This is a genomic window from Mucilaginibacter sp. cycad4 (assembly GCF_034263275.1).
GTDB lineage: Bacteria > Bacteroidota > Bacteroidia > Sphingobacteriales > Sphingobacteriaceae > Mucilaginibacter.
Genome location: NZ_CP139559.1, coordinates 1960009 through 1973841, shown reverse-complemented (window position 1 = coordinate 1973841; position 13833 = coordinate 1960009). Strand labels below are relative to the sequence as shown.

Sequence of the window (13833 nt, the reverse complement as noted above, 5' to 3'; positions counted from 1 at the left end):
AATCCATACAGTACTTAAAATTTGGTTTTTTAGACTAAAAACTTATTTAAAAACAGGTTTTAAAACTTTCGGTAAATATTTAAAGCTTATATTTTAGTTTTTATAACTTTTATGCTTAATCAACTCGACGAAACAGATATCCGCATACTCCAGCTGTTGCAGGAAAATGCACGGCTTACCGGCCAGGAAATAGGCCTTAAGCTTAACAAAACCACTACCCCTATCAATAACCGCATCCGCTCATTGCAGGAACGCGGCTATATCAAAAAGTATGTTGCGGTACTTGATCATGAAAAGCTTGAGCTGGATTTCATGACTTTTACCCATGTGCAACTGAAAGACCACAGTCAGCACAGCTTAAGCCATTTTGAAAGCGAGATCATTAAACTCCCCGAGGTGCTGGAATGCTATCACCTCACCGGCGATTTTGACTTCATCCTTAAGGTTACCGTAAAAGATCGCAAAGAGTACTATGATTTTTTGATGAACCGACTTTTCGCGGTGGTCGCCATTGGCAAGGTAGAAACCAAGCTGGTGATGAAAGCTGCGAAAACAGAAACTGCACTGCCAATCGGCAAGCAGTAATTTCAGTGCATTAAAAATAGGTCTCTGTAGAAGCAACAAGCGTAAGCAGTTCAAGTTTAGGTTCAACCTCTAAATCGCTGGCCTCAAGCTCTTCAGCAAATTTATGGAATGAAGCCAGCCCCTGTAATACGAGGTGGGCTTCTTCATTTTCGAGCTGATCAAAATGCATAAATGTTTTTCCATCGGGTAATAGCCATGCGGTATATTTAATACCGGGATGATTTAAGGTTTTCAACTCGTCAACAATAGCAGCGATGTTCCGCTGATTGGTGGCTGCAAACTCCGGGCGTGTGGTGTATTGTACTCTTACTACTTTCATATCATAAAATTAAGACCAGCACTGTCACTGTTAAACAGGCAAAAGTGCCAACAAACGGGGGTGTTTGTGACAAAACTGAAAACATCACGGAAACCTTCCTACACTAAGGCGCATCCATTTATATCCTTTTAATGTCATTTATGCGCTTTAAACACATAGAAACATTTCTATATGTTAATGTTATTTTACCTTTGTACTATATCGTTGATTATATATCATCGATGGCAAAACAATGGACAACAAAAAAATAGAGAAAATATCCAGGGCGCTGAGCGATGCAAACCGGATAGCTATTTTACAACAGTTTAAAAAAAGGAAGGACTGCCTTTACTGCGCAGAGGTAAATGATCTGCTTGACCTTACGCAGCCCTCCGTATCACACCATCTTAAACAGCTGGTTGACGCCGATTTATTGCTATCACAAAAAGAAGGCCGCAACCTTAAATATGTATTGAATCAACAAGTGCTTGACGAGTACATTGCCTGTCTGAACGAATTGAAAAGTTAAGCATTAATATTTCAAAATTTACCCCGCTATTTCAACTTCAAAACATCGAAATATTCAAATATTTAAATACATCTACTCATGAATAAATTAATCTACATTATGGCCTTTGGCGCCTTCGGTATCATAACCACGGAGTTCGGAGTTATCGGCATCCTGCCTGACCTGGTAAAAGAATTTCATATTTCGATTGATACAGCAGGCTGGCTGCTTAGCGCCTTTGCATTAACTGTGGCGCTTGCGGGGCCATTTACCAATATGCTTACGGCGCGTCTTAACCGAAAATTTGTGATGTGCCTGGTATTGGGGATCTTTGTTATTTCTAACCTGTTATCGGCAATAGCGCCAAACTTTACAATACTTATGATAGCCCGAATTTTACCGGCATTTCTGCACCCGGTATTCTGGGCTGTATCCATGACTGCCGCTGCAAAACAGGCGGGGCCGAAAGATGCACCAAAAGCTATCTCCATAGTAATGGCCGGACTTAGCGTTGCTACCGTACTGGGGGTGCCATTAACCACCTATATGGCAGATCTTTTTAATTGGAGGGCATCTTTTATCTTATCAGCCGTTATTAACTTATTGGCCTTTGGTGCGCTGACGCTGTTTGCACCGTCAATGCCGGTTAATGAAGAGCAGGCAAGCCCCAAAAGCCAGGTAAAGCTGCTGCGGAGTGCACACTTATGGGTTAAGCTGCTGGCTTCAACCATTATACTGGCGGGCATGTTTGCCACCTATGGTTATCTTGCCGAATACCTGGATAAGGTTTCGCGTATGAGCGGGGCCCAAATTAGCATCATGTTACTGGTATTTGGAGGTACAGGGATAGCAGGCAACTGGCTTATGGGTATAGCGCTCAGTAAAAACGTAACGCTTACAACGCGGCTGTTTCTACTTTCATTGGTTGCAACCCATATCCTGGCCTATCTATTCGGTGGGAACTTTATTCCAATGGTTATTATCCTTTCGGTTTGGGGATTTATACATACCGGAGGATTTCTGGCGGCCAACATACAGCTTACCCATGGCATTCAGGAACCAGCGCTTGATTTTGTAAACAGCCTGCTTCCCTCCTTTTTTAACGCAGGTATTACATTGGGCACACTATTGGGCGGTTTTGTGATTGCCCACTATGGCATTCACCAGGTAATATGGATGACAGTACCGCTGCTTTTACTTGCATTTGGTATGAGCTTTATCACCTCAAATGCTAAGCAAAAAGCGGCGTCGGCGCAAATTGAAGAAGTACCGGAGGGTGAACCTGTACAGGTAGCCATTTATGAATAAGCTCAATTATAAACTACAACCATATTTACAACCATATTAAAGTAAAAAGTCCCCGGCTAACACCAGGGACTTTTATCATTCTTAATTTTTAAACAGTTTAATATTAAACACCGTAAAATAATTACCCGGGTTTCCGTTACCAACCAGGTTACCCAGAAATCCAATGGATACCACCTGTGGCGAAGAAAGTGTAAACGTGAAAGTTTTCACATCCCTTGAACTCGGACTGGTTGTACCTGCCTTTGCGCCGTTATACATATTTACAGACCCCAGCGCTGTTGAAAGGTCTGCAAGTATCGGGATGCCGTTACCTCCGGCAGCTGCGACACAATAAACCGATGAATTTGATTGAACTTCCGAATAGGCATCAAATGACACAGTATAACTTCCTGCCGACAGCGGCGAAGATGTAGCCTGGTACACTATGCCGTTTACAACAGGCGTATTATTCCATGTTTCCCAGTTAATAGTGCCCCCGCCATCGGAGCTATAGCCCCCATTGGTACCGCCATCTTTGTTTTTGGCTGCCGCGTTGGTTATCCATGGCGCAGCAAGCGTTCCCCAACGCCCGTCAAAGGTATTTCTTTGAAAAGGCCCTGTGTTTGATAGGTAAGCATTGGTTACATCGATTACTTTCTGATCTGTGTAATCTACATAAAAAGTATCAATAGCCGTTTTATTGGGTTTAAAACCTGTACGGTAACTAAGCGCTTTTCCAGCGTTAAATTTAGGCAGGGATGTGCTTAAACCAGTTGGCTGCGATACAATTATTGTATCACGTTGTTTGTTGGCAGCATCGGTGTATTTGAGTTCTATTGAAACCAATCCGTCATCGGCATTCACATCCGCCCAGTTAATTAAGGCCGATCCATCTGTTTGTAATTTGACCCCGATTATACCCCGGTTGATAAGTGAACTTTGGTAAAGACTACCATATACGTTGGCAGCTAATGTAACCGGCACGGAAATATGCCCTCCATTATCAAAAGTGCGGACTTCGAAGGTCATTGTACCTTCGGGTAAATTAGGTATAAACAATTTAGCCGTATCAACCCCCGGTGTACGGGTAACCGGCGTTTCTATCGAATCCTGTTTACTATTCCAGTATACCCGGTATTTCACAATTTTAGGATCGGATGTAAACAGGCCGGTTAGCAAAACGCGGTTCCTGCCCGAAAATACCTGTACCGAATCCATTTTACCCGGGTATATAATTGCCCCATTGGGCTCATATTTCTTTTTATAATCATCCATTTTAGTACAGGCGCTCATAATGAAAGCAGCCAGCACCAACAGATAGTATGATGTTATTTTATATAATTTCATGATTGTAATTAAATTGATAAATGCATCGGCCTTACTACTTTCCAAACATGGTAAATTCACTGATACTCATGAAGTATGAACCTGTCCAGTTACGCAAACTCCTGATTCTGATGTACCTGTAAGCACTTAACCCGGCCGGGAAATCAAAACCCCATCCATCATGTGCATATTTGTAATCGGCAGCGGTTTCTGTACCTGAAGGCGAACCAGATGGTTTTACAATATTACAGGTTAACAATTTTGTCCATGAAGCATCAAGTGCACCGTTCACATTCGGCGAGTTCGACCCCCAGATCTCAAAATCACGCAGATTCCCCCTTACATAGTACACATTACCTATCTCAATGAAAGGATTAAGGATAAAACGGCTGAATACCCGTTGCTTACCAAGATCGATCGTTACCATTTGCGGGCTGCCGGCGCTCTCAACTGTAAAGAGACAATTTGGCCAGCCGCCGGTAAAGTTTCCATCAAAAATTTTGGTTACATCGGTATATGAATACAGGTTGGTGGCATCACCAGGCAAAACATAAGTTGACCAATCCGATTTTGAAAACTGTTCCTCATAAAACGGTGTGAGCTTTAAAAACAAAGTGTCGGACTTATTTAAAAACCTATCCCGCACAAAAAATGCGTACTTACGCTCAATAGCCGGCTGCCCTCTTACAGCAGCCTTTATTGAAATACTGCTGCTGTAAACATTGTCCATCCCTTTTGTCTGTATATATAAGCCATTGTTAGCGGTGTCAACCATTGGCACAATAACCAGGTTGTCCTGACTGATGTTATCACAAGCAATGTTAAAACCGCCAAAAGTAGGAGTTATTTTAAGCGACCGGTAAGCAAGAAGATATGGAGGAGTTAACGGGTTTGCTGTAACACTAACAGGTGCCGAAACCTTTTCGCTTGAATTTACAGCGTAAAGCTTTATCACATGCGCCAATGTATCACCAAAGCCATCAACAGTTAAGGTATTGGTATAGCGTGATGCTATTACCTCACGTGTTTTACCAGGAGAAGTTTCATAAACAGCTTTTACGTAAAACAGATCATTATCACCCGGCAGGCTATATGTTAAACTGGCTTTGCCATTTTGGTTTTGCACCTGCACATTGGTAACAACCCCGGGCGCATTATTATTGGTTATAGTAGGTTTATTAAGTGTTTCCTGCTTACAGCCTGTTATTATTATTGCTAATAACCAGATCCAGAAAGCAGCTCGTAATTTCATTGTTTCCATGTGAATGTTTTTATTGTTAAACATTATTATCGCTATATATTTACCAGTTAGGGTTTTGAACCAGGTTTTGGTTAACCAGTAAATCGCTTTCTTTTATTGGCCATAAGTAATCGCGCGGAATAACAAAGTGCCTCGAAAAAATCAACCTTTCGCGGTAATATAGCTGAGGTGAATTTTCGCTTATTGTCCATCCTGTTACGTTACCGTTGAGTTCAATTCCCGCTGTTTTCCAGCGTAATAAGTCCCAAAAACGGTGACCTTCAAAACAAAGCTCAAGGCTGCGCTCGCGCTGAATGATTGATCGCATTCCTTCTTTTGTAGTGTATTTGGTTGGATTAATGCTGTAATTAGTCCAGGAATCCTGAACGGTGGACAGCCCTGCCCTCGCCCTTATACGGTTTATGTAAGTATATACATCAGCTACCGGGCCCTGAGCTTCATTTAATGCTTCAGAATAAAGTAAATACAAATCAGACAAACGCATTTCGGGCCAAGGGTAGTTGATATAAGTAACTGTTGCCCATTCATAATGCCAGTTAAGGGCTTTTTTCATGTAAAAACCTGCAATTGGTATAGGTGAAGATTGGCCTACTTCGGCACCACGGGCCTTCATCCACCAGGTATCTTCATCAGTTTTAGTTGGGCTGTTGGCCATGTACCAAACTCCTCGGTCAAATCCAAGATCGGCATAATAACGTGGTTCACGGTCAAAATTGAGCCTTGCGGTTGTTTCGCCCTCTTTAATGTTAAAGCGCTCATCATGAGTGCCAATCCTTAACTGTGCTATATCGCTAAAATCAAGCGTTTTATCTTCATTAATAGGCACCCCGTTTTTAGTATAAAACATTTTAGCCATTTTTAACGTAGGCCCAAGTAAGGGACGGTTTGCTGATTTAGCGGCATCGGCATTGTTAAAATCATACTGGCCCGCGCACATCGACTGGAAAAATGAATTGAAGTTGATGTTATTATTAGCAGTCAATCCCCAAATCAGCTCCTCATTCCACTTTTCGCTCATCGCGTTCCTGATACCCATTTGTGTCATAGTGGTTTGACTAAGCGGATTTGTAGGTACGGGAAACGTATACAGGCGTATATTTTGCGATTCGCAAAAATCTATTGCCTCTTTGCAGGCATCAGCTGCACGCTGCCATTTCTCAACGCTAAAAGCCGGGTTGAATAGCTGCTCCCCATCTTTATTCTTAAATGAGCTATAATCCGGATTGCCATTAAACAAGGGGCTCGCTGCGGTCACTAATAATTTGGCTTTCATACTCAAAGCTGCTGCTTTGGTAACACGTCCAAGTTCACTGCCTTCATTCCGGATTGTTAAAGGTAATTTTGCAGCTGCCTGATCATATAATCCGGCTATATAATTAACCACTTCATCAACCGGGCGGCGCTTTACCCGTATATCATCAATAGATGCGTCAATAGGCAGGTTTTTATCAATAATAGGTATAGGCCCGTAAGCCCTGAAAAGCTGAAAATGATAAAAGGCTTTTAAAAACTGCGCTTCTGCTATCCAGCGCTCTCGAGTGTCAATATCCAAATCAAGCACTTTGCTTTTGTCGCTTACATTTTCAATAAAAACATTACAATCACGTATGGCTTTATAATTTGCGGCGGCATCCCTGGTGCCATTCATATAATTGGCAATTGGGTCTGAAGAAGTTTGAAAACCTCTCGGCAACTGGAGTACATTTGTTGACCGTATGTGATTTGCAGGGTCTTCTACCCAAACTTCATCACCTGCGGTAAGCCCAACGTTATAAGTGGGATCTGTTTCCGTCGGCAGATATGAGTAGCAGGTAAATAAATATTTTTCGGCCTCAGTTTGTGAAACAAAAGCATTAGCTATCGTTGATACGTTATCAGGAACAACATCCAAAAACGATTTTTTACAGGATGATACTGGCACAATCATTATTAAGATCATTATTACCAGGGAGATATTCCCTTTCGGCGTGTGACTTAATACTGAATGCTTGATTTTTTGTATAAAATTACTTTTCATATAATTAATTTGAAAGCTTTTAAAATTCTACCCGCAGGCCCACGTTAAATACTTTTTGAATTGGATAACCCAAGCCAGATGTTCCCATTTCGGGGTCCCAAAGCTTAAAGCTACTGAAGGTCAGTAAGTTTAAGCCGTTTAAATAGATACGTGCGCTATTCAAATGGATAAATTTGAGCTGGCTCTTATTGAAATTGTATCCAAGTTCTGCCGACTTAAGGCGCAGGAACGAGCCATTTCTTAACCACCACGTTGATGTTGGAGAATTTGGTGTTGCACTGTTGTTGGCTTGTATGGTATTGCTTAAGCGTGGCCAAAACGCATAAGGATTACGGTTATCTTCCGACCAATGATCATCGGCAATTGATTTTAACAGGCCGCTTTGGTTACCGGTGTTAAGACCGTTATCCTGCCGGCCGCTCACTAAATAAAAAGGAGAAATGTCTGCCGAATTGATCACGAAAGAAGATCTTGCCGAGCCCTGGAAAAATGCGCTGATATCAAAGTTTTTATACCCAACAGAAAAACCGAAACCGTATATAATTTCAGGCACTTGCGGATACCCTATTGGCACTACGTCTGAGCTGGTTATTTTTCCATCGCCATTCATATCGCGGTATTTGATGTCGCCGGCTTTGTAATCGCCAAAGCTTTGTACAGGTGAGTTGGCCACATCTACGTTGTCAATAAATAACCGCTCGGCAATAAGGCCATATATCTGGCTTAAAGAGTTACCTACCTTGCTCAGGTATTGCAGGTTACCGGGATAAACAGGTTCTTCATTTTTCAACAGCTTACTTTTAGCATAGGTAAGTGTACCGCGCGATTGGATCCAGAAAGAGTTGGTGAAATTTTTCTTATAATCCATCGCAATATCCACCCCTTTACTGGATGATTTGCCAGCATTCGCGGATATATCGGCCTGTAAACCCATGGAGGTGGGGATGGTGCTGCGCACCATCAAAATATTATCACGCTTTTGTTGATAGGCATCAACAGTTAAGGTAAAGTTTTTGGCAACAGTTAAATCCATACCTATGTTGGTTTGCCTTGATTGCTCCCAGGTAATATTTTGATTTTCATAACGATTGGTAACTACGCCAGGCCTGCTATACAGGTAGTTGGTACCAAACTGACCGTAGGAGCCGTTATTTAAATTTACATCAGAAAGGTAGAAGAAACGATCTTCCGCCTTTCCTATCTGATCATTACCGACTAAGCCATAGGTAAATCTGAATTTAAGGTTATCAATAGTTGAAAGTAATGGCTCAAAAAATTTCTCGTTAGATACTACCCAGCCTGCCCCAACTGACGGGAAAAAACCGAAGCGGTGATTACTTGCAAAACGCTCAGACCCATTGTAGCCAAAGTTAAATTCAAACAGATAGCGGTTATCATAACCATATGTAAACCTGCCTGATACCCCCTGGTTGCGTGATGGCAGTGATAATTGTAATGTTTTGGCGTTACCGGTTAGGTAGTTACGCATAGTACCAATCAACAGCCCGCTAACAGCGTGTTTTTGAGCAAAGGTGCGATTATAGGTTACCGCCGTTTCAACATATGTTATAGAGTTTGAAATATTTGCAGCGGGATCCTGATTGTAAGTCAAGTACTCGGTTGGTGTATTACCAACACTGCTGCCTACCAACCCATTATTAAGCAATGTTAAACCATTAAATGTTCCGTTAAGTACGTCTGATTGATAATAATAAGGGCTATACTGGCGTGAAACGGTGAAATATGAATATCGGGTTGTGTATGCCATAGCCCTTGCCGATAATCCCTGGGTAATAAAATCAAGCTTCTGACTTAAGCTTAATTGCGCTGTGAGTGTACTGGTATTTGAGCTTTGGAAACCGGACAGCGATTGCGCGTATGGGTTCATATACAAGCCCCCTCCGGGTATAATAGCATTCCCGAAAAGCGGGTGGTTTACATATGGTAATAAACTACCCGGATAAATTGCCGGAAAAGCCACCGGGTTACTCCAAAGGGCGTTTAAAAAAGTGTAACCGCCACCACCGATAGGGCCGTGATAACTATCAAACTGGCCTTTTAAGCTCACCACCGCCTCGGTGGTTTTAGTAAGGTTTAAGGTAGTATTTGATAAAATAGAGTACGATTGCAGCTTAATATTATTACTGAAATTGTTAAGGCTATTCTCGGCCAGGTTGCCATTGTCAATATTGTAGGTCATGGCCAGGTAGTACTTAGCTTTTTCAGAACCACCGCTGGCGTTCATGTTATACCTTTGGTTATTGGTTTTAGTTTTGATAAGCTGCTTAATCCAGTTGTTGCTGGGATATAATAGTGGATCATCACCTTTTGCCGTGTGATCTATTTTATTTTGAGAGTAAGGCAGGATACCCAGTGGGTTACGTGTAAGCACCGCCTCATTGGCCAGTGTCATGTAACTAATATTATCGGCCAGATCGATATTCTTGACGTTTGATGATGTTGAATTTTCACCACGGATATTGAATTTAACAGCGCCAGTCTCACCGCGCTTAGTTGTAACCAATATTACACCGTTTGCCCCCCTTGCACCATATAGTGATGAGGCTGTAGCGTCCTTCAGCACTGAAAAGCCCGATATGTCATCTGGCTGAAGCCTTGCCAGATCGGTGGTGCCCATTTCAATACCATCGATCAATATCAGCGGATCAACCTTACCAGCTCCAAACGTACCCACGCCCCTGATAAAGAACTGGGCATTATCAGCACCCGGTTCACCGCTTCTTTGGTAAGAGATCATCCCCGGTACAACGCCCGCCAACATGGTGGTAAGATTACTTGATGGCCCTTTGAGCTGTTTAGGGTTTATAGAGGTAATCGAACTAACAAGGCTCGCCTTTTTTTGCGTACCGTAGGCAACTACGGTAACTTCTTCAAGGCCATTTTTATCAGCGCCCATTTGCACGTTAATTTTATAAACGCCGCTGGCAGATAAAGGATAGTTTGAAAGATCAAATTCCTGCGATTTTGACCCCACAAATGAAAATACGATGATTGAACTTCCCCCCTCCTTCAAATTAAGGGTATATTTACCATCAATATCTGATTGTGTACCATTGGTGCTCCCCTTAACCTTAACAGTTACACCAGGTAAAGTAAGGCCCTTATCATCAGAAACAATCCCTTGTACTTTTTTGGGGCCCACGGTCCCGGCAGGCTCTTTTTTGGCAGGAGTTACAACGGGCGCCGGTTCACCCTTCTCAATAACAATGAGCTGGTCGCGTACTACATAGTTCAGGTTTTTCCCTTTTAAAAGTACACTGAACACTTCTTTTAGCTCAGCGTTTTTAAAATCTACAGTAACAAGTTCTTTGTCGTTCAAGAGAGTGTTACTGTAAAAAACGGTTAGGCCTGTTTGCTTTTTGATTGATTTAAACACTTCGGCCAAACTGATGTTAGCCTTTTTAAGTGTTACTGGTCCCGTACCCTGCGCCTGCACAGCGCCATACCGGGTTACCAACAAAAGAAAAATAAAGGGCAGTATAAGCCGCCGGCTGAATAGAATTCTCTCCATATTTATTGGGTTTACGATTTGGTTTTCTCTAAGACCTGATCCTGCTGAAACGGGTGAACGGAAATAAGAAAAATTGTATTTTTTTTATTACAATCCGGGAGCACACGGCTAATTATCAACATTTCAGCACATTATCCGGAATATCTATTCGATTCATGAAGGCAAACAAATCCTGTAAAGCTTAAAAGCCAGGCATAAAATGATCCGGAAAAACAAGTGTACTTTAACTGGAGGTTGTTGCCTTTGTTATATTACTTTATATGCAGAACGCCTTCTTTCAAAATAGCGGTAACACCAGCCGATGCTTTAATATTTTGAATAAAAACATCAATTGGTTTATTTTTTTGAATGGCTCCGCTAAACGCTTCATCCGCTTTTGCCGGGTTGTCAAAAACTACTTTGACATCAAACCAGCGTAACAGCACATCACTTATATCATGAAGCTTGGTATTATGGAAATAATAAATATCATTCATCCAGGCCAGTTCAATAGCAGGATCAAATGGCTGGGCCAGAAACCCCGCACCGGAGGTATAAACAGCCTGGTAGCCAGGCTGCAGATGTATGTTTTGTTTATCCCTGCCACTTGTTGATACCGAGCCTTCAACCAAAGAGGTTACCGTTTCATCAGCCTGGTAAGTATTCACATTAAACTCCGTACCTAAAACTTTTACATCAGTTTGGCCGGTATGTACAATAAACGGATGGGCAGCATTTTTAGCAACTTTAAAAAAAGCTTCGCCTGTTAAATACACTTCCCTGGTTTTGCCTAAAAAGGAAAACGGGAAACGCAGGCTTGATACCGAATTTAGCCAAACCTGTGTACCATCTGAAAGTACTATCCGATAGTTTAATTTTGAAGGAATAACAAGTGTGCTCCACTCTTCGCTTTTATTATTATCAACCTGATAACTTAACCCGTTAGCGCCTTTCTTTAAATGTGCAAATGGCATATTGATCACCTTCCTGCTTGTATCAGACAAGTCGATTTGCTGTCCGTTTGCCATCCGCAGTTGGATGACCGGTGCTTTAAAATTCTTTTTAGCAATAGCAGGTTCATTAACAGGAATTTGACGCCAGTAATAACCCAAGGTGAAGGCAATACATAGTAAAGCCGCTACCGAAAGCCATTTCAAAACCTCTTTCCGACCGGAGCTAATTGACCTCACCGGCTTTATTTCGGACTCTATTTTATCCCAGGCCTTGTTTTCATCAATACTATTAAAGAAAGTTTGGGCTTTATGTGAAGTTAGTGTATGTTGCATTTCATCCCACAGTTGTTTTACCTGGGAATCATTTTGTATAGCCTCATTAAGCAAATGGCTTTCTTCCTCACTTATTGTGCCCGCAATTTGCTCAATTATTAGCTCCTGAAAATACGCTTTATTGTATGTCATTATTAGTAAGACCTCATTATGGATAAAAGGGTGAACTTATTTGGCACTTTTTAACCCCTCTTTTAAAGTTTTTATTGCTAATTTTAAATGAGTTTTTAAAGAATTTATGCTAATCCCCATTTCAAGGGCTGCATCCTTATACTTTTTATGCTCATAATGTACCAGGGTAAAAGCCTGCATCCGTTGTATCGACAAATCAGCCAGCACTTTTTCAGGATAAATTTCTGGTACAGGTACCTCTTCCTCTTCTATTTCGGTAAGTGTGTATTTATAATCAACTAATTTTTTTTGCGTTCGTGTTTCGCTTTCAACTTTTTTCAGGCACCGGTTACGGATTGCTGTGGTTAAATAAGCCTTTAACGACGAATTAATATTGGCGTATAATTGTCTCTCCCAAAGATCAACAAAAAAACCCTGAACGGTGTCCTCGGCTTCCATTTCATCCCGTAAAATGTAAAAAGCCGATACATTAAGCAGCTTATAGTATTTTTTAAATACTGCTTCAAAGGCCTCCTTGTTCCCCAATTTTAATTGCTCAATAATATGAGCATCGTTCAAAATTTCCATGAATTGGTCTTAACTGGTTTATAATTAAATAGGTTGGGCTATTATAGAAAGCTAAATGTAAAAACTTTTATTGTCAAAACAACAATTATTAAAAAAATATTGAAAGTCGCCTCTTTATTCAAAACCAGGGCCTCTAAATAAGCCCCTTCTTATAAAATACGCTATTTAAAAAGTTAAAGTTTATAGCAGAATCATCCTAAGTTTATTATGGCACACAGATATTCGTCGGTTTTAAGAAAAATAACCGAAAGCAATCGATATCGCACTGTAATTAATGTAATAAAAACAATTAAATAACAGAATACCGTTCTTTTCTTAAAATCTGCGTTTTCAACTTACCCCCCGCTTAGAAGCAAAACTTACCCTCCACGGTTTCTTATTTGCAAAATGGGCAAAAACGCAGGCTGTATTTCACATTTCGTTTAATCCGTTTTTTGTTTTTAATTTTGTTTTGATGATGAACGACTTACAAATTAAACTTCACAAAGGGCAGCTTGATGAGCTAAAGGATGAACCTGCCAGCTTATTGAAGTTTTTAAATGTTTTATTTGAGCCTTTTTCAGAAAACTGTAAACAACTTAAATATGCCCTCGAGCGGGAATTCAGACCCGAAGGCTCGCCCGAAGTGGTCAGTTTAAATTTTGACCGGATCAAATTTGATCAGCACACAGGCCAGGGAAGTTTCCGGATAGTACTGGATATCGACTATGCCTTCGGATGTGAAGACCTGGTTACCCATAAAAAAAATCAAACATCAGAATGGACCTTCCTTGTTGATTACAAGCTTTTAATCATAAGTTTTTATAGTTCCCCTTATACTGACAGCCGCACAACGGCCGATGAATTTTAATTATTCCTATCAACTAACTCAAACAGGCTGGTATTAGATCTTTAACTACATGATTGTAATTTTTTTTAAAGACCCTGGTGTTTTTCACGATGAATCTTTTTCTGCCTTATAACTTATGGTTAAAATAAAAGCTCTTATTTCCATACTTCCTATAGCGTTTAACATATGCGAAAATCAGCCAATAAAGTATAGGTTACATATTTAA

Annotated in this window: 11 protein-coding genes; 4 read left to right on the top strand and 7 right to left on the bottom strand. The window is 41.0% G+C overall.

The window, feature by feature from the left end; translation table 11 throughout:
* Positions 1-111 precede the first annotated feature (111 nt).
* Positions 112-585 (top strand): Lrp/AsnC family transcriptional regulator, encoded by a 474-nt coding sequence (locus tag SNE26_RS08055; RefSeq protein ID WP_090525447.1) that lies wholly within the window; start codon positions 112-114, stop codon positions 583-585.
* A 10-nt stretch (positions 586-595) separates the two neighbouring features.
* Here SNE26_RS08055 and SNE26_RS08050 read toward each other — a convergent pair whose 3' ends face one another.
* The gene (locus SNE26_RS08050) at positions 596-904 is read right to left on the bottom strand and encodes a hypothetical protein (protein ID WP_321558842.1); all 309 of its coding nucleotides are present in this window, start codon (positions 902-904) and stop codon (positions 596-598) included.
* Positions 905-1136: 232 nt separating this feature from the next.
* Between SNE26_RS08050 and SNE26_RS08045 the strand changes: the two genes are divergently transcribed.
* Positions 1137-1412: a helix-turn-helix transcriptional regulator gene (locus tag SNE26_RS08045; RefSeq protein ID WP_176624557.1), complete on the top strand. Its 276-nt coding sequence runs from the start codon at positions 1137-1139 to the stop codon at positions 1410-1412.
* A gap of 78 nt (positions 1413-1490) precedes the next feature.
* Positions 1491-2699, top strand: a complete 1209-nt coding sequence (locus SNE26_RS08040; protein ID WP_321558841.1) for an MFS transporter — start codon at positions 1491-1493, stop codon at positions 2697-2699.
* An 81-nt stretch (positions 2700-2780) separates the two neighbouring features.
* Here the strand turns inward: SNE26_RS08040 and SNE26_RS08035 are convergent, their stop codons facing one another.
* The 6 genes from SNE26_RS08035 to SNE26_RS08010 form a co-directional block, all read right to left on the bottom strand.
* Positions 2781-4025: a DUF4998 domain-containing protein gene (locus SNE26_RS08035; RefSeq protein WP_321558840.1), complete on the bottom strand. Its 1245-nt coding sequence runs from the start codon at positions 4023-4025 to the stop codon at positions 2781-2783.
* Between the two features lie 34 nt (positions 4026-4059).
* The gene (locus SNE26_RS08030; protein ID WP_321558839.1) at positions 4060-5265 is read right to left on the bottom strand and encodes a DUF5000 domain-containing lipoprotein; all 1206 of its coding nucleotides are present in this window, start codon (positions 5263-5265) and stop codon (positions 4060-4062) included.
* A gap of 40 nt (positions 5266-5305) precedes the next feature.
* On the bottom strand, positions 5306-7192 hold the full coding sequence (locus tag SNE26_RS08025; protein WP_321558838.1) for a RagB/SusD family nutrient uptake outer membrane protein: 1887 nt from the start codon (positions 7190-7192) through the stop codon (positions 5306-5308).
* Positions 7193-7301: 109 nt separating this feature from the next.
* A complete protein-coding gene (locus SNE26_RS08020; protein WP_321558837.1) occupies positions 7302-10814 on the bottom strand; it encodes a TonB-dependent receptor in 3513 nt (1170 codons plus the stop codon).
* Positions 10815-11065: 251 nt separating this feature from the next.
* Positions 11066-12211 (bottom strand): FecR domain-containing protein, encoded by a 1146-nt coding sequence (locus tag SNE26_RS08015; RefSeq protein ID WP_321558836.1) that lies wholly within the window; start codon positions 12209-12211, stop codon positions 11066-11068.
* 36 nt (positions 12212-12247) lie between these two features.
* Entirely contained in the window at positions 12248-12778 is a 531-nt protein-coding gene (locus SNE26_RS08010; RefSeq protein WP_321558835.1) for a sigma-70 family RNA polymerase sigma factor, read from the bottom strand.
* Positions 12779-13232: 454 nt separating this feature from the next.
* On the opposite strand from SNE26_RS08010, the gene SNE26_RS08005 reads away from it, so the two are divergent.
* Complete coding sequence (locus tag SNE26_RS08005; RefSeq protein ID WP_321558834.1) at positions 13233-13628, top strand: hypothetical protein; 396 nt, start codon at positions 13233-13235, stop codon at positions 13626-13628.
* Positions 13629-13833 lie beyond the last annotated feature (205 nt).